We start from the raw sequence: 23,295 nt of genomic DNA on the forward strand, positions 1-23,295 counted from the left end.
CAAGTCCCATTTCGTCGCACCTCAAGCACCCCTCCTCTTCCTTGCCTGGAACCCTTCTGCCATGTCTCTACGCAACATGAATATCGCCCCGCGCGCGCTACTTGGCTTCGCGTTGATTGGCCTGTTGATGCTCGGCCTCGGCATCTTTTCGCTGGTCCAAATGGGCAACATCCGCCAGGCAGGCGAGGTCATCGAGCAGGTCAACGTACCGAGCATCAAGATTCTGGATGAGCTGACCGGGCTGAACCTGCGCATGCGCACGCTCTCGTACCGCCTGCTGGTCAACCGCGATGCCCAGACCCAGCGCGATACCCTGAACCTGCTCGACCAGCGCAATGCCCAGATGGACCGCGCCCGCGAGGCCTACGTGCCCATGATCCGCGCCGACGACGAACAGGCAGCCTTCGACCAGTTCGGCCAGTTGCTCAGCCAGTACCGCCAACTTGAGTCGCGTATGCGCACCCTCAGCCAGGAGAACCGCCTCGATGAACTGAGCGACATGCTGAACCGCGACCTGATGGCCAACTCCGAGCAGATGAACAAGGTCATGGATACCCTGCTACGCATGAACACCGAGCAGACTCGCGCCACCAACGAGAAAGCCGCCGAGCAATACGGCACGGCCTTCGCGCTGGTCATTGGCCTGTTGATCGGCGCCAGCGTACTGACCTTCGTCTGTGCCTTCCTGCTGACCCGCAGTATCGTCAAGCCGATCGAAGAGGCGCTCAAGAGCGCCGAGCAGATTGCCGACGGTGACCTGACCCACACCGTACACGCCGAAGGTACCGACGAGGCTGCCCGCCTGTTGCGCGCCATGGCCCGCATGCAGGACAAGCTGCGCGACACCCTGCAACAGATCGCCGGCTCCGCCACCCAGCTGGCCTCGGCAGCCGAGGAGCTGAACACGGTCACCGATGAAAGCGCCCGTGGCCTGCAACAGCAGAACAACGAAATCCAGCAAGCCGCCACCGCCGTTACCGAAATGACCAGCGCCGTGGAAGAAGTGGCGCGCAACGCGGTGAGCACTTCCGAGGCGTCCAGTGAAGCCAGCCGCTCGACCGGCGACGGCCGAGACCTGGTGCTGGAAACCGTGGCTGCCATCGAGCGCATGAGCGGCGATGTGCAAGGTACTGCCAAGCTGGTCACCCACCTGGCCGAGCAGTCACGAGATATCGGCAAGGTGCTGGACGTGATCCGTGGCCTGGCCGACCAGACCAACCTGTTGGCACTCAACGCGGCCATCGAAGCAGCGCGTGCTGGTGAAGCGGGCCGTGGCTTTGCCGTGGTGGCGGACGAAGTGCGGGCACTGGCGCACCGTACCCAGCAGTCGACCAGTGAGATCGAACGCATGATCGGCAGCATTCAGGGGGGTACGGAACAGGCTGTGGAGTCGATGCGTACCAGCACCGAGCGGGCTGAATCAACGCTGAACATCGCGCGCGGGGCCGGCCTGGCGCTGGACACCATTGCCGGGGCGGTGGCGCAGATCAACGAGCGTAACCTGGTGATCGCCAGCGCCGCCGAAGAACAGGCACAGGTGGCGCGGGAGGTGGACCGCAACCTGGTGAATATCAATGACCTGTCGGTGCAGAGTGCGACCGGGGCGCATCAGACCAGTGCAGCGAGTGCCGAACTGTCGCGCCTCGCCGTGGACCTCAATGGCCTTGTAGCGCGGTTTCGTACTTGAAACAGCTGGGGCGGCTTTGCGGTCCATCGCGACACAAGGCCGCTCCTACAAGGGACCGCGATCGCCTGTGGGAGCGGCCTTGTGTCGCGATGGGCTGCGCAGCAGCCCCCCAATTTGGGATCAGTAATCGATCCGCACATCCCCTTTCGGCACGCTGCAGCACGACAGGATGTAGCCCTCGGCTTCGTCCTCTTCGGTGATGCCGCCGTTGTGCTCCATTTCCACTTCGCCCCCCAGCTTGAGCACCTTGCACGTACCGCAAATGCCCATGCCGCAGGCTTTCGGGATCATCAGGCCAACCTTGGCTGCCGCGGCATGCACGGTCTCGCCCGGGGCAATGCGAATGCTCTTCTCGCTGCCGATGAACTCCACCAGGTTGAGGTCGGAGACGTCCAGCTCTGGGGCATCGGCCGCCTGCTCGGCGTGTTCCACGGCGTCGGCTTTGGCTTCCGGCGGCGTGGCGCCGAACGATTCCTCGTGGTAATTGGCCATGTCGAAGCCGACCGCTTCCAGCAGGCGCTTGACCGCGTTCATGTACGGCGTAGGGCCGCAGCAGAACACCACGCGCTCCATGTAGTCCGGCGCGATCAGCTCCATCAGCCGCTGGTTCAGGTACCCGCGGTAACCCGCCCACGGCTCACCCAGGCCATGCTTTTCGCAAATGATGTGCAGGCTGAAGTTGGGGATACGCGAAGCCATCTGCTCCAGCTCGCGGTGGTAGATGATGTCCTTCGGCGAGCGGGCGCTGTGCACGAACACCATGTCAACATTGGCGTTGGTGTCGTAGAACCAGCGCGCCATCGACATCACCGGGGTAATGCCCACGCCGCCCGACAGGTACAGCACCTTGCCCGAAGGGAAGTCGATGGCATTGAACAGGCCCACAGGGCCGTGCACCGGCACCTCGAGGCCTTCGTGCATGGTGTCGTGCAGGAAGTTCGAGACCAGCCCGCCCGGCACGCGCTTGACGGTGATCGAGAAGCTGTACGGCACCGATGGCGAACTGGAGATGGTATAGGAACGCATCACCGGCTTGCCTTCGATCTCCAGCTCCAGGGTGACGAACTGCCCTGGCTTGAAGAAGAACATGATTGGCTGGTCGGCCATGAAGCAGAAGGTGCGCACGTCCCAGGTCTCCTGGATGACCTTGACGCAGCGCACGATGTGGCGGCCATTGGCCCAGGTCTGGGTAGTGACCGGATTGAGGAAGGTATCGGACATGTTCATCTCCAGCGGCCGACTATGGCCCTTTTTATGGCTGCGATAATGCGCAAGCTGAACACGACGCACATTCCTGCCTGCGACATCGACGTGCTTATCGCGACCAGGCCCGTGGCACAAGGCCTGGCGCGTCGTTATTCAATTCGGCCATGTCGCCCATGGATACGGTTCACGACGTCTTCGGACGCACACTCCACGGCAAAACAACATGCTGTTTTTTCAACGACAGCCTTGCGGCACCACCACAACGATTAGCCACCTTTTGCCGGCCGCGCACGGCCCCGAGGAATACACGATGGACGTCACCGCAACCCTGAGCCTGGGCGATCCACTTGAACCTGCACGCAAGGCTACCGCCGAGATGCTGCAGACCCGCGAGCGCACCTACTCGCTGCCCCAGCCGTTCTACACCGACGAGCGTCTGTTCCAGATCGACATGCAGGAGATCTTCCACAAGGAGTGGCTGATCGCCGGCATGACCTGCGAGATCCCGGCCAAGGGCAACTACATCACCCTGCAGATCGGCAAGAACCCGATCATCGTGGTGCGCGGTGCCGAAGGCAAGGTGCATGCCTTCCACAACGTCTGCCGCCACCGCGGCTCACGCCTGTGCGTCAGCGAAAAAGGCAAGGTGGCCAAGCTGGTGTGCCCATACCACCAGTGGACCTACGAGCTGGACGGCCGCCTGCTGTTCGCCGGCACCGAGATGGGTGCCGACTTCGACATGAACCAGTATGGCCTCAAGCCCGTGAACGTGAAGGTCGCAGGCGGCTACATCTTCATCAGCCTGGCGCAGAACCCGCCAGCCATCGACGAGTTCCTGGCCACCCTGGACCACTACATGGAACCGTACGACATGGAAAACACCAAGGTGGCGGTGCAGACCACCTTGATGGAAAAGGCCAACTGGAAGCTGGTACTGGAAAACAACCGCGAGTGCTACCACTGCAACGGTTCGCACCCGGAGCTGCTGCAAACCCTGCTGGAATGGGACGACACCAACGACCCGCGCGCCAGCCAGGAATTCAAGGACCACGTGGCCGCCTCTGCCGCCGCCTGGGAAGCCGAGAAGATCCCTTACCTACACAAGAGCCATGGCCTGCGTAACCGTATCGTGCGCATGCCGCTGCTCAAGGGCACCGTGTCGATGACCATGGACGGCAAGCAGGCCTGCCAGAAACTGATGGGCCGCATCAAGAACCCGGACCTGGGCTCGATGCGCATCCTGCACCTGCCGCACTCGTGGAACCACTGCATGGGCGACCACATGATCGTGTTCACCGTATGGCCGATCAGTGCCCAGGAAACCATGGTCACCACCAAGTGGCTGGTGCACAAGGACGCTGTGGAAGGTGTGGACTACAACCCGGAAAACATGCGCAAGGTGTGGGACGCCACCAACGACCAGGACCGTCGACTGGCCGAAGAGAACCAGCGCGGGATCAACTCTACCGCTTACCAGCCTGGGCCTTACTCGAAGACTTACGAGTTTGGTGTGGTGAACTTCATTGACTGGTACAGCGACCGCGTATTGGCCAACTTGGGCGCAGAGCCTGCCCCCTACCTGAAGGAGGTAAAGGCTCAATAACCCATGAGGGCGTCGCACATTACGGTAGTGTTCGTGATGTGCGATGCGGCCTCGGTATACATTTGATATATGAGCTTAACGTCATGCTCATCTCAAGCAGGCTGTCGAACTCGCTTGTTCATATCACTCATGTAGCTCATGTCACTTTCCAGCAGTTCGAGTGATGTAAAGGGTCGAGGCACTGTTACCGCAACATCCGGGCGAAGCGCCACGGCACTAAGACCAAAGCCCGGGCTTTCAGGGGGCGCTGAAGGTAAGGGAAAACTGGCTGAAGGCACGTGTGGCGCCGGGGAATTGACTTCCAGATCTTGAGATCTGGGTTGTTTCGCTTTCACCCCCACAGCGGCGCGAAGGTTGGTAAGCACCCTGCTACCAAGGCTACTGCGCTCGTCATAAAGCGCTTTTGCAAAGCCCGCTACAGTTCCCGCCCCCGCCAAGCCGAGGCCTGCGTTGGACACATACGCAAACGAAGCCGCACCAGCAGTCTGCCCCACTGCCCCTGCGATACTCAACCCGCCACCCCCTACAGTCATGCGCAAAATCACGCGATCAACCCAGGTTGTGGGAGGCTTGCTCAGGAGTGCTTTCCCAATTGAAATTGTGCCGACCACTGCTGTCATTACCCGCTGGGCGAACGCCGAGATAAACAAGGCATTATGCCCGCTAGGATCTCGGGTATTGACGGGATCACTATAGGCATAGGCGTTGATGCCTCCAAGACCAAAAGGACTTATTGCGTCAGGTGAGTGAAAGCGCATGAGTACAGGGTTAAAAGTGCGATAGCCCTGGCCCAGGTGATAGCAACCAGTCAGTTGATCTCTAATCTCGCCGGAGAAACCCGTGTATAGGCTATCGACGGGATTGAACCCACCGTAAACGGTAAAGGCACGGACGATATCGCTACCCTCACCCAAGACTGACTGCTGTCGGTCGACCTTAAGCAAATGTGAGACGGTCATGATGTGCCCTAATGACTTGGAATCACTAGCACTCTACCCATCCAACTCAATCACGTGATACTGGCAAAATTATCAGTTACCCCTTGGCCTGTCATGGCTCTCATTTCTATCAATTCCGCGCGATAGAGCACCTGCAGAGTGTTCTTTACATCTTATCCACAGAAACACCAACCCTTGGCGAACAGATTCCGTGGGCAGAACTCGGTGTATCTCATATTTCTGCTGGCCGCTAGCTGATGTCATTCAGGAAAAGACTTATTCACAGCTATGCGCGACATATTGGAAAGTGGCCACAGTTATCGTGCATGACTTGAAGAAGATGCGGTCGATGTAGGAGCGGCCTTGCGTCGCGATGGGCTGCGCAGCAGCCCCGGCAATCTTGAGTCAGGCTCGAAATCCAGGGGCTGCTGCGCAGCCCATCGCGACGCAAGGCCGCTCCTACAAAGGATCGCGTGAAGCCTTAACGCAGCACGCCCTCTTCCACCAGCAGCTTGAGGATGGCCTCAGCACCTTCCTGTGGCGAAACGTCCTTCAGCACCTTGCCACCGCCACCACTGGCCTTGGCGGTCGCTGCCTTCATGCGGTCGGCACCGCTCTTGGCCTTGATCACCTTCAACCGCTTGGGCCGTGGCCGGGCCGGTTGCAGCTCTGCCTCGGCCAGCAGCTCGTCGTCGACAATGGCCACGTTACGTGCCGCCAATACGCCCCGGCGTGCCGGGCCAAAGGCACTCTGGCGCGGCTTAGGTGCGGCGTTATCCACAGTCGCCAGCAGCGGTAAGCGAACCTTCAGCCGGCGCCGCTGGCCACGTGGCAGAGCCTGCAGGACCTGGGCGGTGCCGTTGTCGATCGACTCCACCTCGGCCAACCCTACAATCAACGGCCAACCCAGCTTCTCCGCCAGCAGGAACGGCAACATGCCCGACCCCTCCCCGGTCTCGGCCTGGCTGCCGGTCAGCACCAGTTGGGCCCCGGCGTCGCGCAGATAATCGCCCAGCACGCCCAGCACATCGGCACCGGCCGGTTGCTCCAGCACGTCGAGGTGGTCCAGGCCCATGCCCAGGTAAGCGCGCAAAGCCTCTTCCTGTGGATCGCCAGCATGCACCACCTGCAAGTTATCCCCAGCCAGCTGCAAACCCAGCTCCACGGCGCGGGCATCCTGTTCGGCGCGGCGGGCGCGGCCGGAGCTGGGGTGGGCACCGATGGAAACCAGGCTGATCACTTTCGTACTCATGCTCGTGCCCTTATGCCGCGTCGCGCTGGCCGCCGCTGCGGTAGTTGTCCACAGCTTCGATCAACGCCTTGAGAATCGCCGAGCTGTCGCCAATTACCGACAGGTCAGCCCGTTTGATCATGTCGCAGCCCGGGTCCATGTTGATCGCCACCACCTTGTCGCAGGCACCGATGCCCTGCAGGTGCTGGATCGCGCCCGAGATACCCACAGCCACGTAAACCCGTGCAGTGACCCAGGTGCCGGTGGCACCCACCTGACGGTTACGCGGCATGAAGCCATCGTCCACCGCCACCCGTGAGGCGCCTTCGGTCGCGCCGAGGGCGGCTGTGGCCTTGTGGTACAGGTCCCAGTCCTTGACGCCGTTGCCGCCCGAGACGATGAATTCGGCTTCGGCCATGGCGATGGTGGCCGGGTCTACAGCCACCGAACCAAGGTCCTCAATGCGCGACAGGCTGCGCGCGATGCTTGTGGACAACTCCACCGGCAACGCTTCATGGCGGGTTTCGCTGACCGGCTCGGCACACTCGGCCGCCGCCAGGATCAGCCGTGGCACGGCGCGTTGCAGGTCTTGCTGGCCGGCACCGGCCCGGCCAATGCACTGGCCGTCCTTGACCTGCCAGACCCGCGTCGCCGGGCGTTCGCCCAGGGACGCACCCAGGCGCCGGCCCAGTTCGCCGCCACCGCTGCGGCTGTCGGGCAGCAGCCAGTGGCGCGGGGTGAACTGGTTATCCACAGCGCGCAGGCCCTGCACCAGTTGCTCCGGCGCATAACCTGCGAATTCCTCGCCTTCGAGCACCAGCAGGCGATCGACACCGGCTGTGGAAAAGTTGCTTTCCTTGTGTTCGCCAAACACCACTGCCAGCACGGCGCCGTCGCTGCCGGCCAGGCTATGGGCCAAGCCGAGCAGGTCGCGGTCGTGGCTGCTCAGGCGGCCGCCGACCATGTCTGGCACCACGGCAATGTAGAACGCCGGCTCAGGCACCTGGTGCAGCGGCAACTTGACCTCAGCCGCCGCGGTGCGTCGGCCGCCCACAGCCGTGCCCTGCTGGGCGCCACTGCGGTCGATACGCTTGAGGCCGGCCGGGCCCACAAAGCCTGCGGCGAGCGCATGTGGGTTCTTGCGGATGATGCCGTTGGGGCCCATCCAGCTGGTCTGTTGCGTCTGCATCGCAGCATGCAGCGGATGCAGACGGTTACGGGCGATCCACTCGGCGCGTGGGTCGCGGCGGACAATGTCGCTCATCAGTGCACCTCCGCAGGTTCACGTTTGGCCGCTTGCGGCTTTGCGGCGGCAGGCGCGTCTTCTTCGATCAACACATCAGCCACCAGCTCGGCCAGGTCCTTGATCTGTGGGCGCGGTTCGACCACGCCTTCGAGCATGGCGGTGCACTGTGGGCAACCCACGGCCACCAGCTCAGCCTTGGTTTCGCGGATGTCATCCATGCGCATGTCCGGAATACGCTGCTTGCCGGGGATGTCGGTGATCGGCGCACCGCCGCCACCGCCACAGCACCGCGAACGGAAGCCCGAGCGCTCCATTTCGCGCACTTCGATACCCAGCGCCTTGAGCACCGCACGCGGGGCTTCGTACTCGCCGTTGTAACGGCCCAGGTAGCACGGGTCGTGGTAGGTGACACTGCCACCCTTGTGCTGGCCCAGGTTCAGCTTGTTGGCGGCGATCAGCTCGGCAATGTAGGTGCTGTGGTGCTGCACCTGGTAGTCGCCGCCCAATGCACCGTATTCGTTCTTCAACACATGGAAGCTGTGCGGGTCGCAGGTGACGATACGCTGGAACTTGTACTTGGCCAGGGTCTGGATATTGCGCTTGGCCAGTTGCTGGAAGGTCGCTTCGTCGCCCAGGCGGCGCGCCACGTCGCCGCTGTCGCGTTCTTCCAGGCCAAGCACGGCAAAGTCGACACCCGAGGCCTTGAGCACTTTGACGAACGAGCGCAAGGTGCGCTGGTTGCGCATGTCGAATGCGCCATCGCCCACCCAGAACAGCACCTCGGTGGTTTTCACCTCCGACAGCAGTTGCAGGTTGAGGTCGGCGGCCCAGTTCATACGCCCGCCAGGCGCGAAACCGCCAGGGTTGTCGGTGGCGATCAGGTTGTCCAGCACCTCGGCGCCCTTGTTCGGCGTGGCACCCTTCTCCAGGGTGAGGTGGCGGCGCATGTCGACGATGGCATCGACGTGCTCGATCATCATCGGGCACTCTTCGACACAGGCACGGCAGGTGGTGCACGACCACAGCGTTTCAGCGTCGACCAGGCCATTGACGATCGGCTGGTGCGGGCTGCCGCCGTGCTCGCCAATCGGCTTGCCAGGGTACGGGCTGCCGGCGAACTGGGCGTCGGTGCCACCGGCCAGGCCGATGACCATGTCCTGGATGAGTTTTTTCGGGTTCAACGGCTGGCCGGCGGCAAAGGCCGGGCACATGGCTTCACATTTGCCGCACTGCACGCAGGCATCGAAGCCAAGCAACTGGTTCCAGGTAAAGTCCACCGGTTTTTCCACGCCCAGCGGCGCGTTGGGGTCTTCCAGGTCCAGCGGCTTGAGGCCGGTGGAGCGGCCACCGCCAAAGCGTTCGGCGCGGCGGTGCCAGGCCAGGTGCAGGGCACCGGCGAAGGCGTGCTTCATCGGGCCGCCCCAGGTCATGCCGAAGAACAGCTCGGACACGCCCCACAGCACGCCCAGGCCAAGGATGCCGACCATCACCCAGCCACCGGTGTTGGCCGGCAGGATGCCAGCAACCGGCAGGGTGGCGATGAAGAAACTCACGGCAAACGCCAGCAGGCTCTTGGGCAGGCGCATCCACGGGCCCTTGGACAGGCGCGAAGGCGGGTTGAGGCGGCGCTTGAAGACAAAGATGGCACCGCTGAACATGATCACCGTGGCGACCAGCAGCGCGTAACCAAGGATCTTGCTCTGCAGGCCAAAGCCGTGCACCAGGATCGCCAGCACGGCCGACAGCACGAAGCCGCCTGCGGTGGCCACGTGGGTCTTGGACATGTACTTGTCGCGCTCGACCACATGGTGCAGGTCCACCAGGTAGCGGCGCGGCATGGCCAGCAGGCCGCCGATCAGGTCAACCTTGGAGGCCCGGCCACGTCGCCACATACGCACCCGGCGCAAGGCGCCGAGCACTGCCAGGCCAAGGGCAGCGAACAGCAGGATGGGTAACAGGGTGTTCAACATGGGAGGCTCCCACAACAGCTGGATTCTTGCGCCACCTCAAGGGCGGCGCGGACCCCTGTAGGAGCGGCCTTGTGTCGCGAAAGGGCCGTGAAACGGCCCCAGCATTCTCAGCGCTGATGAATTGCTGGGGCCGCTTCGCAGCCCTTTCGCGACACAAGGCCGCTCCTACAGGGGGGCCAGTCCCGTCTCTAGATAGACGGTGCGATCAGAAGTCCTTGCACAGGCGCAAGGCGTCGTAGATCGCCGCATGCACGTTGCGCTGGGCCACGCAGTCACCGATGCGGTACAGCAGGTAGCCTTCGCCCGGCTGGCTGAGGATCGGCTGTGGCTTGATGGCGAACAGCGCCTCCACGTCGATCTGGCCTTTGTTGCGCGAACCTTCCTTCAGCGCGTAATACAGCTGCTCGTCAGGGCGCACGCCGTTTTCCACCACCACCTGGTCAACCACGCGCTCTTCCTTGGCGCCGGTGTACTCGTTCTCCAGCACCGCCACCAGCTTGTCGCCTTCGCGGTAGACCTTTTCCAGCATCATGTCGCCGGTCATGATCACTTCTTTCGGGTACATGCTGCGGTAGTAGGTCGGGAAGGTAGTACCGCCCATGGCGACGCCCGGCTTGATGTCGTCGGTGACGATCTCGACCTGGCTGCCCTTGTCGGCGATGAAGTCGGCCACCGACATGCCGGTGAACTCGCAGATGGTGTCGTACACCAGCACGTTCTTGCCCGGCGCAACCTTGCCGTCGAGTACGTCCCAGCTGCTGACCACCAGCCCTTCGGCGGCGCCCCAGTGTTCGTTCTGCTCAAGGAACGAGTGGCCACCTACCGCCAGCACGATCACGTCCGGGCGCAGGTCCTGGATCGTCGCCACGTCGGCGGCGGTGCCCAGGCGCAAGTCGACCTTCAGGCGCGCCAGTTCCAGCTGGTACCAGCGGGTGATACCGGCAATCTGGTCACGTTGCGGTGCCTTGGCAGCGATGGTGATCTGCCCGCCGATCTGGTCCTTCTTCTCGAACAGGGTCACATCGTGGCCACGCTCGGCGGCCACGCGGGCCGCTTCCATGCCCGCCGGGCCGGCACCTACCACCACCACCTTGCGCTTCACGCCAGTGGTCTTCTCGATGATGTGCGGCACGCCCATGTATTCACGGGAGGTGGCGGCGTTCTGGATGCACAGCACATCCAGGCCCTGGTACTGGCGGTCGATGCAATAGTTGGCACCGACGCACTGCTTGATCTGGTCGATCTGGCCCATCTTGATCTTGGCGATCAGGTGCGGGTCGGCCATGTGCGCACGGGTCATGCCGACCATGTCCACGTAGCCGCCTTCGAGAATGCGCGTGGCCTGGTTCGGGTCCTTGATGTTCTGTGCGTGCAGCACGGGGACCTTGACCACTTCCTTGATACCGGCCGCCAGGTGCAGGAACGGCTCTGGCGGGTAGCTCATGTTCGGAATGACGTTGGCCAGGGTATTGTGGGTGTCGCAACCCGAGCCGACCACACCGATGAAGTCCAGCATGCCGGTCGCGTCGTAGTAGGCCGCGATCTGCTTCATGTCTTCGTGGCTGAGGCCATCGGGGTGGAACTCGTCGCCACAGATACGCATGCCCACGCAGAAATCGTCACCGACTTCGGCGCGCACAGCCTTCAGTACTTCCAGGCCGAACTTCATGCGGCCCTCGAACGTGCCGCCCCATTCGTCGGTACGCTTGTTGACCCGCGGGCTCCAGAACTGGTCGATCATGTGCTGGTGCACTGCCGACAGCTCGACACCGTCCAGGCCGCCCTCTTTGGCGCGACGCGCGGCCTGGGCGTAGTTACCGATCACCCGCCAGATCTCTTCCACCTCGATGGTCTTGCAGGTGGCGCGGTGCACCGGTTCGCGAATACCCGAAGGCGACATCAGGGTCGGCCAGTTGAAGCCGTCCCAGCGCGAGCGGCGGCCCATGTGGGTAATCTGGATCATGATCTTGGCCCCATGCTTGTGCATGGCGTCGGCCAGGTTCTGGAAGTGCGGGATGATGCGGTCGGTGGAAAGGTTGACCGATGCCCACCATTCCTGGGGGCTGTCGATGGCCACCACCGACGAACCGCCGCAGATCGCCAGGCCGATACCGCCCTTGGCCTTTTCCTCGTAATACTTCACATAGCGGTCGGTCGTCATGCCGCCGTCAGTGGCGTAGACCTCGGCGTGCGCGGTGCTGAGCACGCGGTTGCGGATGGTCAGTTTGCCGATCTGGATCGGCTGGAACATTGCTTCGAATGCCATGACGCTATCTCCGGCTTACAACGGCTTTGTAACGAACAGGCCATCTTCGTGGCCTTCTTCCGACCCGCCATAGACCTGTTCGGCCACAGTGCGGATAGCGCTGCCGCGGGCAGCGAGAATCTGATCCATGGCGCCGGCGAACCAGCCGGTGAACATGTAGTCGACCTTGCGGCCGCACTTGCCATAGACGTACACGAACGCAGAGTGCTTGAGCTTGACGCTGCAGGTGCCCTTATCCAGGTCGATGTCCTGGATCTCGAACAGGCCCCAGCCACGCTGGCTCAGGCGCTTCATGTAATGCTCGAACACCGCCACGCCTTCCAGGCCATGGCACTCTGCTTCTTTTTCACACCAGTGCCAGGCGGACTTGTAGCCGGCCTTGTAGAGAATCTCGGCGTACTTGTCGGCGCCCAGTACCTCTTCGATACCCATGTGGTTGTTGACGAAGAAATGGCGCGGCACGTACAGCATCGGCAGGGCGTCGCTGGTCCAGACACCGGTCTCGCTGTCGACTTCGATTGGCAATTGCGGGGCGATTTTGGCCATGGAAACTCAACTCCATAAAAATTTTTGTTTGGGTGCCCCGGCGTTGCTGGCAGGGGCATTCAGGCTTGGAGAGCGGCTTATTCGCCCCACACGTCCTTGAGGACGTTGACCCAGTTCTCGCCCATGATCTTGCGCACCACGCGCTCGGAGTGGCCGCGCTTGAGCAAGGTTTCGGTGAGGTTGGGGAATTCACCCACGGTACGGATACCCAGCGGGTTGATGATCTTGCCGAAGTTGGTCAGGCGGCGGGCGTAACCCTTGTCGTGGGTCAGGTACTCGAAGAAGTCCTGGCCATGGCCTTGGGTAAAGTCGGTACCGATGCCGATCGCGTCTTCACCCACGATATTCATGGTGTACTCGATGGCTTCGGCGTAGTCGTCGATGGTCGAATCGATACCCTTGGCCAGGAACGGGGCGAACATGGTCACGCCAACGAAGCCGCCGTGGTCGGCGATGAACTTCAGCTCGGCGTCGGACTTGTTGCGCGGGTGCTCCTTGAGGCCCGATGGCAGGCAGTGCGAGTAGCACACCGGCTTTTTCGATTCGAGAATGACTTCTTCGGAGGTTTTGGAGCCGACGTGGGACAGGTCGCACATGATGCCGACGCGGTTCATTTCGGCGACGATCTCGCGACCAAAGCCCGACAGGCCGCCGTCGCGCTCGTAGCAACCGGTGCCCACCAGGTTCTGGGTGTTGTAGCACATCTGCACGATGCCAACGCCCAGTTGCTTGAACACGTCGACGTAGGCGATCTGGTCTTCGAAGGCATGGGCGTTCTGGAAGCCGAAGAGAATGCCGGTCTTGCCCAGTTCCTTGGCCTTGCGGATGTCGGCGGTAGTGCGCACCGGCATTACCAGGTCGCTGTTGTCGCGGATCAGCTTCTGGCTGGCGGCGATCTGGTCGACGGTTGCCTTGAACCCTTCCCACACCGATACCGTGCAGTTGGCCGCAGTGAGCCCGCCTTTGCGCATGTCCTCGAACAGCTCGCGGTTCCACTTGGCAATGATCAGGCCGTCAATGACGATACTGTCGGCGTGAAGTTCGGCTGGGCTCATCAGGCTGTCCCCTTTTATCGAATGGGTTGGCGCCAAACCTTGTGCCGGCGCTTTGGGGCCAGCATATGCCTGTGCCCAAAGGCGCCCCGATGCAAAAACGACAGGGGGTTTGCCGAAAGCGTCAATGCGCGACAACAGGGCATCTGGCGCGCGGGCTGGCGATGCGAGACAGTCTCGACAACGGCATTTGCGGCCACTTCATGAACATTTGGTCAGGTAGCTACCACCAGAGCGCAGGCTGAGCGAGAATCCCTGCGATTCGACAGCCAGGTGAGGAGAAAAAGGATGAAATCAATGGCATGGCTGGCGCTGCTGGCCGTTGTGAGCGGGGCCCAGGCCAGCGAGGAAGAAAGCACGCCTTGCGACAATGTGGAAACCGACCAGCAAACCTTCGCCTGCGCAGCATTCAACAAGCAGGTCGCCGAGCGTGAGCTGCAGTCGGCCTACGACGAACTCACCGCACGCATGCGTGACCAGTTCGGCGACGAAGCCGGCCTGATATCGCGAATAGAGGCAGCCGAGCAACTCTGGCGTCAACTGCGTGATGCAGACTGCAAGGTCGAAACCCACGCTGAACAGCCAGGCAGCAAGGCCTACCAGACTGCCTGGAACAGCTGCATTGCACAGCGCAGCGATGAGCGGGCGGAATACCTGCGCGGCCTGGGCCTGCAAGACGGTGACGAGCCAGCCCCCGAAGATTGATCAGCACCTGAGAAGGACCAACGCCCGAGGAACAACATGCCGCTGATGCCCCCTGCGTCATTGCTCGATAGTGCCCTCCGACCACGTGCTCAGCATGTGTGTCTTGAAATTCAAAACTATCAAGGAATTACAAAGTGGCTGACATCAAAGTTGAAATGGAAAAAATCCGCAAAGAGGGCCAGGAGCGCGTTGCCGCTACCGGCCAGGCCATCTGCGTTTTCGCTGACAATGTGCCTGCCGACGTTGCCCAAGACATCCTGTCCGGCCTGGGCTTGATGACCGCACTGGCCAACAAGAAGTTCGACAAGGAAACCCAGCAGCGCGAGTGGTACAACTTCTACAACGATGGCCTGATCAAATTCGGCTGGACCATGACAGGTACTGCACATGCCGAAGATGCCATTGATGAGGACAACCTGACCCTGGCAGATCTGATCACCAAGTCCGTCACCATCAGCGTTGCCGCGGACCCTCGCCGCGCCGCTTGCGCCAGGCGTGCTCTGCAGGTTGTCGTGCAGAAGCCGGAAGTCAAGGCACACCTGGAAAAGCACAGCCATAGCGAATCCGGCAAATCGAGCAACTTCGTGGTAGCCCAGTGCGAAATGACGCCACAAGGCCTGCCCGCCATGTACATGACCAGCTTCCAGGCCAGCTACGACTCGAAGATCGAGCGTGAGGGCGCCCTGACCCGCAAGGTCGACAAAACGTCTACCCGCGTCTACCGCGCTTCGCAACAAGGCACGTTCAGCGTTCGTCACTTCGACGCTGCGCGGGAACTTGTGAACGAGAAAGTCAAAAAAGACCTCGGCGAGTTTTTCACTAGCTGATGAGCGAGGCCGGGTACCAGAAGGTGCTGGTACCCGGTTCTGGTCATGTGCAGCCATCGAGGAACAATGCCACATGAGCGATACAAGCCTGGACACCCGAATATTCGAGGAGCGGCTAAGAATAAAGCCTGCCCCCTGGCTGACACTCGAGACATGGGAAGATTTGCAGCTATGCCTGCGTCATTCACAAGCATTGGCCAATGAAAGCTACTCGATGGAGACCCAGCCTCGGCAATGGTTCGCGCTCGCCCTCGCCACCTTGAAATCATTGAAATTCACCCTGTGTGAACATACACACAAAACCATTGTGTATGAGCCGCACTTGCTTGCGCTCAGCGATGTATACAATGGCTTTCTACCGCCACCGCGCGCCAAAGGGCCTTGGTTCAAAAGCCTGGAAGAAAATATTCAAAACGCCCTGCAGTCGGCGGGTGCACGTAAATTCACCGTCATGAACGCTTCTTCACATCTAAGTATCGAAATGGACCATGAAGGTGACCAGGTTCCGGTGGCGATCCTGTTTTATACCTACTGCGTTACCGACCCGGTCGAGCCCACCCGAAAGTTGAACCTGACATTCGACCATCTGGGTGCACGCTTCAATGCAGAAGGTTTTGCCCCGCTTCGCAAGGACCTGCAAGCGAGCAACCGGGAAAAACTGAGGGCAATTCTCGAGCGCGAGCTTGAGTGAAGCTCATTTGGGGCCGCCCGGCCGACGTTCCTCCCGCGGGCACCGCCCAAACTTCAGCTTGTAGCGCCGCGTAAAATACGATGGAAGTTCGAACCCGCACGCAATGCTGACCTGGGTCACCGACATGTCGGTCTGGGCCAACAGCTGACGCGCCTTGTCCAGCCGTAACGCGAGATAGAAACTGCTGGGTGTGGTATCCAGGTGTATGCGAAACAACCGCTCCAGTTGACGCCTCGTGACCTTGATCGCGGCTGCCAGATCCAGCGTGGTCAGTGGTGGCTCGAAGTGTTTTTCCATTTCGCCAATGGCATGGATCAGCTTCTTGTTACTGATGCCGTAACGCGCGCCGATCTGCATACGCTGGTGGTCCTGGCGCTGACGGATACGCCCCAGCACGAACTGCTCGGACACTTTGACCGCTAGTTCGCTGCCATGAGCCTGGGCAATCAAGTACAGCATCAGATCGATCGAGGCCGTTCCGCCTGCGCAGGTGATGCGGCTGCGGTCAATCTCGAACAGCTCCTGGGTGGCCTGAAGACCTGGATAGCGTTCCTTGAAGGCCTCCAGCGCCTCCCAATGCAACGTCGCCCGGTAACCCTCGAGCAGCCCCGCCTCGGCCAACACCATCGCACCGGTGTCGATGCCCCCAAGCATGACAGCGTCATGGTTGAGCCGGCGCAGCGCATGCAACAGTTTGGGTGCGACATTGGCAAGTGGCTCGAAGCCCGCAACCACCAGCAGGATGTCGGGCGACTCGCCCTCCCCCAGAGCGGCATCGGCATTGATAGACATGCCATTGCTCGCCAGCACCGCCTCACCGTTCAGGCTCAGCACCTGCCACCGGTACAACGGCCCGCCAAAACGATTGGCTACCCGCAGTGGTTCCACCGCAGAAATGAACCCCATGGCGGAAAAACCGGGCACCAACAGAAAGGCAATCGTCTCCATCATCCCCCTCCACAGAAACTGGTCGCCCAGGTGCTAATTCCTGTCGCTAGCGTGCGCTTGGGCAAGATGGCGCCAGCGTAGCGTATTCACACGGCCCAGAGAGACCGAACCCCATAACAATATGCACTGCCGATGGAGAGCCACCATGCACAGCTTGATCCGCCGCAGCCTGTTGACCCTTGCCCTGAGCAGCATCGCCACTTCCCCACTGTTGGCCGCCGAACCCGCGGCCTGCAAGCACGTCCGCCTGGGCGTGGTCAACTGGACCGACGTCATTGCCACCAGCGCCATGGCTCAGGTGCTGCTCGATGGCCTGGGCTACCAGACCAAACAGACCAGCGCTTCGCAGCAGATCATTTTTGCCGGCATCCGCGACAAGCGCCTGGACATGTTCCTGGGTTACTGGAACCCGATCATGACCCAGACCATCACCCCGTTCGTCGACGCCGGGCAGGTCAAGGTGCTCGACAAGCCAAGCCTGGAAGACGCCCGCGCCACCCTCGCCGTGCCGAAATACCTGTATGACAAGGGCCTGAAAACCTTTGCCGATATCCACAAGTTCGAAAAGGAACTGGGCGGCAAGATCTATGGCATCGAGCCAGGCTCGGGGGCCAATACGCAGATCAAGGCCATGATCACCAAGAACCAGTTTGGCCTGGGCAAATTCCAGCTGGTCGAGTCCAGCGAAGCGGGCATGCTCGCCGCGGTCGACCGCGCCGTGCGGCGCAAGGAAGCCGTGGTGTTCTTCGGCTGGGCACCGCACCCGATGAACGTGAACATCGACATGGCCTACCTGGGTGACAGCCAGGACGCCCTCGGCCCCGACGAAGGCCGTGCCACGGTGTGGACGGTGACCGCGCCGGACTACGCCGAACGCTGCCCCAACGCCAACCGCCTGCTGGCCAACCTGAAATTCAGCGCCGAGGACGAGAGCCGCATGATGCAGCCGCTGCTCGACCACAAGGACGCGCTGGAGTCGGCCCGCCAGTGGCTCAAGGACCACCCCGAGGACAAAGCCCGCTGGCTTGAGGGTGTGACCACCTTTGACGGCAAGCCGGCTGCGGACAACCTCAAGCTCACCGCCAACTGATCCGGCCTCTTCGCCTGTAGGAGCGGCCTTGTGTCGCGAAAGGGCTGCGCCAGCAGCCCCAGGATTTGTGCGCGCTGCTGAAATCTGGGGCCGCTTCGCGGCCCTTTCGCGACACAAGGCCGCTCCTACAAGCGAAAGGGCCAGCACAAACAACACAAGGAACAAAGCCATGAACCACGACGTCATCATCACCTGCGCCCTCACCGGCGCTGGCGACACGGTCGCCAGAAGCCACCTGGTCCCGGTCACCCCGAAACAGATCGCCGAATCCGCCGTCGAAGCCGCCAAAGCCGGCGCCACCGTGGTCCACTGCCACGTCCGCGACCCACAGACCGGCCGTTTCAGCCGTGACGTGGCGCTGTACCGCGAAGTCATGGAGCGCATCCGCGAAGCCGACGTCGACATCATCGTCAACCTCACCGCCGGCATGGGCGGCGACCTGGAAATCGGCCCGGGCGAATCGCCGATGGAGTTCGGCCCCGGCACCGACCTGATCGGCCCGCTGGAGCGCCTGGCCCACGTCGAAGCCCTGCTGCCGGAAATCTGCACCCTCGACTGCGGCACCCTCAACTTCGGCGACGGCAACGCCATCTACGTCTCCACCCCCGCGCAACTGCGCGCCGGTGCCAAGCGCATCACCGAGCTGGGTGTGAAAGCCGAGCTGGAGATTTTCGACACCGGCCACCTGTGGTTCGCCAAGCAGATGATGAAAGAAGGCCTGCTCGAAGACCCATTGTTCCAGCTGTGCCTGGGCATCCCGTGGGGCGCGCCGGCTGATACCACCACCATGAAGGCCATGGTCGACAACCTGCCGGCCAACGTCACCTGGGCCGGCTTCGGCATCGGCCGCATGCAGATGCCGATGGCGGCTCAGGCCGTGCTGCTTGGCGGCAACGTGCGGGTGGGCCTGGAAGACAACCTGTACCTGGACCGTGGCGTGCTGGCCAGCAATGGCCAGCTGGTGGAACGCGCTGCCGAAATCATCACCCGCATGGGTGGCCGCGTGCTCAGCCCGGCAGAAGGCCGGGAAAAAATGAACCTCAAGCGCCGCTGATCCCACTCAGGAGACCGATATGCCCTTCATCACCGAGATCAAGACCTTCGCCGCCCTGGGTAGCGGCGTGATCGGCAGCGGCTGGGTCGCCCGCGCCCTGGCCCATGGCCTGGACGTGGTCGCCTGGGACCCTGCACCTGGCGCGGAGCCGGCGCTGCGCAAGCGTATTGCCAATGCCTGGCCAGCGCTTGAGAAGCAGGGGCTGGCGCCCGGCGCGTCACAAGCCCGCCTGAAGTTCGTCGCCACCATCGAAGAATGCGTACGCGGTGCCGATTTCATTCAGGAAAGCGCACCAGAGCGGCTGGACCTGAAGCTCGACCTGCACGCAAAAATAAGCGCCGCGGCCAAGCCCGAGGCCATCATCGGCTCCAGCACTTCCGGCCTGCTGCCCAGCGAGTTCTACGAGTCTGCCACGCACCCCGAGCGCTGCGTGGTGGGCCACCCGTTCAACCCGGTGTACCTGCTGCCGCTGGTGGAAATCGTCGGTGGCAAACGTACCGCGCCCGAAGCCATCGAGGCGGCGAAGGTCATCTATACCGCCCTGGGCATGCGCCCGCTGCACGTGCGCAAGGAAGTGCCCGGTTTCATTGCCGACCGCCTGCTCGAAGCACTCTGGCGCGAGGCCCTGCACCTGGTGAACGACGGCGTGGCGACCACCGGTGAAATCGACGACGCAATCCGCTTTGGCGCCGGCCTGCGCTGGTCGTTCATGGGCACCTTCCTCACCTACACCCTGGCCGGTGGCGATGCAGGCATGCGCCACTTCATGTCGCAGTTCGGCCCGGCGCTGAAACTGCCGTGGACCTACCTGCCCGCACCGGAACTGACCGACAAACTGATTGACGATGTGGTGGACGGCACCTCGGCGCAACTGGGTGAACGCAGCATTGCCGCACTGGAACGCTATCGTGATGACACCCTGCTTGCAGTGCTTGAAGCCGTAAAGAGCAGCAAGCAAACGCACGGCATGTCGTTCGGCGAATGAGGAGCCCACAATGCCCGCACTGATCACCTATCGCACCCCAGTCCAGGAGGGCTGGGTGGACTACAACGGGCACCTGCGCGATGCCTTCTACCTGCTGATTTTCAGCTACGCCACCGATGCGCTGATGGAGCGCATCGGCCTGGATGCCGACAGCCGAGGGCAGAGTGGGCATTCGCTGTTCACCCTGGAGGCGCACATCAACTACCTGCATGAGGTGAAGCTTGGCACCGAGGTGTGGGTGCAGACGCAGATCGTCGGCGTTGATCGCAAGCGCCTGCATGTCTATCACAGCCTGCACCGGGCCGGGTTCGATGAGGTGCTGGCTGCCAGCGAGCAGATGCTCCTGCACGTTGACCTGGCGGGGCCGAAATCCGCGCCGTTCGAAGCGCGCAGCATGGCGGCGATACATCACCTGCAAACGCAACAGGATGATTTGTCGATACCCAACTACGTTGGCGCAACCATCCGCCGCCTGAGCCAGCCGGCGGACGGCTCAACCTGCTGACCCTTCGGCCCCTTACCCACGCACATCAACGGCTGGGCATAGGCGGTTGATCATGTGTATCAATATCGTAGGAGACACGATAGATGGCCCCGTTCATATACCCTCCCCCCCGATGAACCCTGATGAGGTTTTCAGGCAGCCCACTGGCACTGTCCCAATTGGCGACCTCAAAACGGCCTTTGTAAGACCCGCTGAAGCACAGGCTCTTGGCCGAGGTTTCGCTATGGAAGCAGAGCTTCCTGGCATCGCCAAGAAAGCCGTAAACCTTCGCCGAACGCGACTTGCCGTTGGACACCGCGCTACACGCAGCCCAGGTTGACAGGTCGTAAACAGCCCCGGCGGGGAGCCGAAGCTCACAAGAAGCACCTCGAAAATTCGCCTGCGAGTAGAGTTGGATGGTTAGTTTGTTATCCCTCGCATACTCAACGTGGTCGATATTGCCAACCAGTGGTTTCGAGCCGGAGTCTTCACGACGCAAGCCGTGCGGCAATGCCGCTTTCTTGTCGATATCTGCGACTTCAAAGTCGCCTGCATAGGCACCCACATAACAAGACGACAGATCGAGCCTGTAGGACTTCAAGCAAAACTTGCTGCCGTCGGTAAAGTCACTGACCTTCATTGATTTCACGGCGGTGCAAGGGGGCAGATGCATGCCGGGCACCATGAATATGCTGCACTGCTGACCGAGAAAATTACGCTCCGCATAAAGTTCAACATAGAGTCTAGGTGCGGTTGGTGGGGGGTAGAGGTTTTCGATTTCTTCCCGATGCTCATCGAGGGTGCGAGCCACATCATGGTGTTCGGGCGTACCTATTGGCACGCCTTGATAAGTGAGCCTTGGGTTGGAGAAATAGGGTATGGCCCCCCATGTGGTGACCATCCGGGTATGGAATTTCGGATTATCATGGCTATAACCGAACTTGTAGCCAGGCGATGTTCCGTTCCAACCGTGCGCGGCGCCCAACACGTGCCCAATCTCGTGAGCGAACGCTTCAGCAGCACCGACAATGACATAGCCGCCTGTGGCGACCTCACCCCCTGTACCCGGGTAGGACGTATACAGCGTTACCACGTCGGCCAGAAGCTCATCGCGCCAGCGCTGCACCTCATTATTCAAGTCTCGACCCGGCGTCCTGAAGTCCCTGAACTGCTCTACACCGGTCTTGTCGCCTTCCTTGTAATCAGGCTCCATGAACCCCGCAATACTGACAGTAACGGGTACATTCGAGTTGAGCATCACCTGATTGGCATCTTGCACGACACGGGCTAGCGTCGCACGGTAATCCGGGTTTTTGACGCGCCGTTCATGGGTTGTAAAAAACAGCACACGGATGGTGCTGTGGTCTGAACTTGGCACTCTGTGAGCACTGGGCTGTTGTGGCTGCCGACGCGGTTCAATGAACTTGTCGACAGGGCGCTTGGCTTCGTCGATCTGGACGAGCACATGTTGCCCGGCCCCAATATAGTGCAGTTCGTAGGAGACCCCGCCAATGTGAATAGCCCCCACCAACTTCTGCCCATCGCGGACGAGGGAGATCCAGGTAAAAGGATCAAAATCAATTTCAGTCGTGTTGCTTTCATCCGGCCCAGCCACCGAATCTCCGACCCACCCCACCATCCCCGGGGCCGGCGGATCGCTACGCCGCAGCCTGAAGGTAGCGTTCTTGTGCTCACCCAACGGAACACTCAGCGTTGTCGTGGCCGCGGTGACGACTGCTGCATTCACACGCACGCGATGCACCTGCTCGGTAGCGGGATCCTTTAACAGATCATTGAGCAATGGATGGATCTCGTTATTGTCCTGGAGAGCGACTGGATCATCATCTTCAGCCATTTGGAAAAGCTGCAAGGGCGGCGATATTGCCTCATCACTGCTGGCAAGCAGGCCCATGCTTGCCACGACCAATACGGTTGCTGAAATCAAACGCAGCCAGAACTTCATAGCGAATTCCCCATTTCACTGGAAAGTAAAATTACGGGGCAGTCGCCAACCGAAAACAACTGACAGATTTACCAGGTGTGCATCGGCCCTAGATGAACATGGAAGTGTTGGTTGATTGCACTGTTGTTTTCCAGCACCAGTGCACAGGCCGGGCAGGCCGATGCGCCGAGCCAGAACACACCCTGCGCCCAAAAAATAACCCCGGAAAGCCGTGAGCATCCGGGGCCAAGAGCGAGCAACATCCACTGTGCATGAACGAGGGTGACCAAACCCTCTGGTACCGTGAATGGCCTCAGTGTGGGGCCTGGGAAGGCGCTGGATTTAGCCGTAAACGACCTGTTCTTAGCCATGGCAGCCATGCCGGCATTCTGTTGTTGCGGGTCTGTCGCCCGCGTCACAGAATCGGTCGTAAATCACAGCAGCACTCTCTTCGCGATAAAAGGGACAACAGCCATGATGCATGCGGATTTGATTGATCAGGACGACCTGGCAGGCCACCTGCGGGCGCGTGGGTTCGACATTCCAGCCGGGGCCACTGCCGAGCAGGCCTGCGAGGCAGTGGTGCGCGGGCTGACCGAGCCCAATGCACGGGCCCTGAAGGGGATGGTGGAACAGATGTATACCGGTAGCGCGACGATTCTGCCGGCGGTACGCCAGGCCATCGACAAGCAGTTGTTGCCGGCATTGGCGCAGTTCAACAAGCGCGCCTGATTTCTTCTGTTACGGCCCTATCGCCGGCAAGCCAGCTCCCACAGGGATCGCATCAGGGCTGACAGGTGTTTGTCAGAAGATATCCAGCGCCT

Annotated in this window: 20 protein-coding genes and 1 pseudogene; 11 read left to right on the forward strand and 10 right to left on the reverse strand. The window is 61.4% G+C overall.

Annotated elements, in window-relative coordinates:
• Positions 1 to 76: 76 nt before the first annotated feature.
• Positions 77 to 832: pseudogene (locus DMX12_RS30325) on the forward strand (MCP four helix bundle domain-containing protein); the annotation flags it as partial.
• The gene (locus DMX12_RS30330) at positions 824 to 1,687 is read left to right on the forward strand and encodes a methyl-accepting chemotaxis protein (protein WP_371262807.1); all 864 of its coding nucleotides are present in this window, start codon (positions 824 to 826) and stop codon (positions 1,685 to 1,687) included. The pseudogene DMX12_RS30325 and the gene DMX12_RS30330, both read left to right, overlap by 9 nt.
• A gap of 120 nt (positions 1,688 to 1,807) precedes the next feature.
• Here DMX12_RS30330 and gbcB read toward each other — a convergent pair whose 3' ends face one another.
• Positions 1,808 to 2,908: a glycine-betaine demethylase subunit GbcB gene (gbcB, locus tag DMX12_RS13840; protein ID WP_009682911.1), complete on the reverse strand. Its 1,101-nt coding sequence runs from the start codon at positions 2,906 to 2,908 to the stop codon at positions 1,808 to 1,810.
• Between the two features lie 295 nt (positions 2,909 to 3,203).
• Between gbcB and gbcA the strand changes: the two genes are divergently transcribed.
• Positions 3,204 to 4,496 carry a glycine-betaine demethylase subunit GbcA gene (gene gbcA, locus DMX12_RS13850; RefSeq protein ID WP_054912226.1) on the forward strand — a complete coding sequence of 431 codons (1,293 nt, stop codon included), beginning with the start codon at positions 3,204 to 3,206 and terminating at the stop codon, positions 4,494 to 4,496.
• A gap of 92 nt (positions 4,497 to 4,588) precedes the next feature.
• Here the strand turns inward: gbcA and DMX12_RS13855 are convergent, their stop codons facing one another.
• The 7 genes from DMX12_RS13855 to DMX12_RS13890 form a co-directional block, all read right to left on the reverse strand.
• A complete protein-coding gene (locus tag DMX12_RS13855) occupies positions 4,589 to 5,455 on the reverse strand; it encodes an RHS repeat-associated core domain-containing protein (protein ID WP_110678133.1) in 867 nt (288 codons plus the stop codon).
• A gap of 460 nt (positions 5,456 to 5,915) precedes the next feature.
• Positions 5,916 to 6,686 carry an electron transfer flavoprotein subunit beta gene (locus DMX12_RS13860; protein ID WP_012270110.1) on the reverse strand — a complete coding sequence of 257 codons (771 nt, stop codon included), beginning with the start codon at positions 6,684 to 6,686 and terminating at the stop codon, positions 5,916 to 5,918.
• A gap of 10 nt (positions 6,687 to 6,696) precedes the next feature.
• Positions 6,697 to 7,929 (reverse strand): electron transfer flavoprotein subunit alpha/FixB family protein, encoded by a 1,233-nt coding sequence (locus tag DMX12_RS13865; protein WP_029886396.1) that lies wholly within the window; start codon positions 7,927 to 7,929, stop codon positions 6,697 to 6,699.
• Positions 7,929 to 9,881: a dimethylglycine demethylation protein DgcB gene (gene dgcB / locus DMX12_RS13870; RefSeq protein ID WP_009682905.1), complete on the reverse strand. Its 1,953-nt coding sequence runs from the start codon at positions 9,879 to 9,881 to the stop codon at positions 7,929 to 7,931. The genes DMX12_RS13865 and dgcB overlap by 1 nt, the downstream gene beginning before the upstream one ends.
• A gap of 205 nt (positions 9,882 to 10,086) precedes the next feature.
• Entirely contained in the window at positions 10,087 to 12,147 is a 2,061-nt protein-coding gene (dgcA, locus tag DMX12_RS13880; RefSeq protein ID WP_019096852.1) for a dimethylglycine demethylation protein DgcA, read from the reverse strand.
• Positions 12,148 to 12,162: 15 nt separating this feature from the next.
• Positions 12,163 to 12,693 (reverse strand): DUF5943 domain-containing protein, encoded by a 531-nt coding sequence (locus DMX12_RS13885; protein ID WP_029886397.1) that lies wholly within the window; start codon positions 12,691 to 12,693, stop codon positions 12,163 to 12,165.
• Between the two features lie 77 nt (positions 12,694 to 12,770).
• The gene (locus DMX12_RS13890) at positions 12,771 to 13,748 is read right to left on the reverse strand and encodes a dipeptidase (protein WP_009682902.1); all 978 of its coding nucleotides are present in this window, start codon (positions 13,746 to 13,748) and stop codon (positions 12,771 to 12,773) included.
• 285 nt (positions 13,749 to 14,033) lie between these two features.
• On the opposite strand from DMX12_RS13890, the gene DMX12_RS13900 reads away from it, so the two are divergent.
• The 3 genes from DMX12_RS13900 to DMX12_RS13910 all read left to right on the forward strand — a co-directional run bounded on the left by DMX12_RS13900 (position 14,034) and on the right by DMX12_RS13910 (position 15,968).
• Positions 14,034 to 14,450: a lysozyme inhibitor LprI family protein gene (locus tag DMX12_RS13900; protein WP_110678137.1), complete on the forward strand. Its 417-nt coding sequence runs from the start codon at positions 14,034 to 14,036 to the stop codon at positions 14,448 to 14,450.
• A 134-nt stretch (positions 14,451 to 14,584) separates the two neighbouring features.
• On the forward strand, positions 14,585 to 15,277 hold the full coding sequence (locus tag DMX12_RS13905; protein ID WP_110678139.1) for a hypothetical protein: 693 nt from the start codon (positions 14,585 to 14,587) through the stop codon (positions 15,275 to 15,277).
• A gap of 73 nt (positions 15,278 to 15,350) precedes the next feature.
• A complete protein-coding gene (locus tag DMX12_RS13910; RefSeq protein ID WP_110678141.1) occupies positions 15,351 to 15,968 on the forward strand; it encodes a hypothetical protein in 618 nt (205 codons plus the stop codon).
• Positions 15,969 to 15,971: 3 nt separating this feature from the next.
• Here DMX12_RS13910 and DMX12_RS13915 read toward each other — a convergent pair whose 3' ends face one another.
• The gene (locus tag DMX12_RS13915) at positions 15,972 to 16,919 is read right to left on the reverse strand and encodes a GlxA family transcriptional regulator (RefSeq protein WP_110678143.1); all 948 of its coding nucleotides are present in this window, start codon (positions 16,917 to 16,919) and stop codon (positions 15,972 to 15,974) included.
• Between the two features lie 142 nt (positions 16,920 to 17,061).
• On the opposite strand from DMX12_RS13915, the gene choX reads away from it, so the two are divergent.
• The 4 genes from choX (at position 17,062) to DMX12_RS13935 (ending at position 20,550) form a co-directional block, all read left to right on the forward strand.
• On the forward strand, positions 17,062 to 18,006 hold the full coding sequence (gene choX / locus DMX12_RS13920) for a choline ABC transporter substrate-binding protein (RefSeq protein ID WP_110678145.1): 945 nt from the start codon (positions 17,062 to 17,064) through the stop codon (positions 18,004 to 18,006).
• A 169-nt stretch (positions 18,007 to 18,175) separates the two neighbouring features.
• Positions 18,176 to 19,060: a 3-keto-5-aminohexanoate cleavage protein gene (locus DMX12_RS13925; protein WP_110678147.1), complete on the forward strand. Its 885-nt coding sequence runs from the start codon at positions 18,176 to 18,178 to the stop codon at positions 19,058 to 19,060.
• A 19-nt stretch (positions 19,061 to 19,079) separates the two neighbouring features.
• Positions 19,080 to 20,045: an L-carnitine dehydrogenase gene (locus DMX12_RS13930; RefSeq protein WP_110678149.1), complete on the forward strand. Its 966-nt coding sequence runs from the start codon at positions 19,080 to 19,082 to the stop codon at positions 20,043 to 20,045.
• Positions 20,046 to 20,055: 10 nt separating this feature from the next.
• On the forward strand, positions 20,056 to 20,550 hold the full coding sequence (locus tag DMX12_RS13935) for a thioesterase family protein (protein ID WP_110678151.1): 495 nt from the start codon (positions 20,056 to 20,058) through the stop codon (positions 20,548 to 20,550).
• Positions 20,551 to 20,575: 25 nt separating this feature from the next.
• Here DMX12_RS13935 and DMX12_RS13940 read toward each other — a convergent pair whose 3' ends face one another.
• Positions 20,576 to 22,492, reverse strand: a complete 1,917-nt coding sequence (locus tag DMX12_RS13940; RefSeq protein WP_110678153.1) for a reprolysin-like metallopeptidase — start codon at positions 22,490 to 22,492, stop codon at positions 20,576 to 20,578.
• 453 nt (positions 22,493 to 22,945) lie between these two features.
• On the opposite strand from DMX12_RS13940, the gene DMX12_RS13945 reads away from it, so the two are divergent.
• Positions 22,946 to 23,203, forward strand: a complete 258-nt coding sequence (locus DMX12_RS13945) for a hypothetical protein (RefSeq protein ID WP_009682891.1) — start codon at positions 22,946 to 22,948, stop codon at positions 23,201 to 23,203.
• Positions 23,204 to 23,295 lie beyond the last annotated feature (92 nt).

The sequence above is a fragment of the Pseudomonas sp. MB-090624 genome (genome assembly GCF_003205245.1).
GTDB lineage: Bacteria > Pseudomonadota > Gammaproteobacteria > Pseudomonadales > Pseudomonadaceae > Aquipseudomonas > Aquipseudomonas juntendi.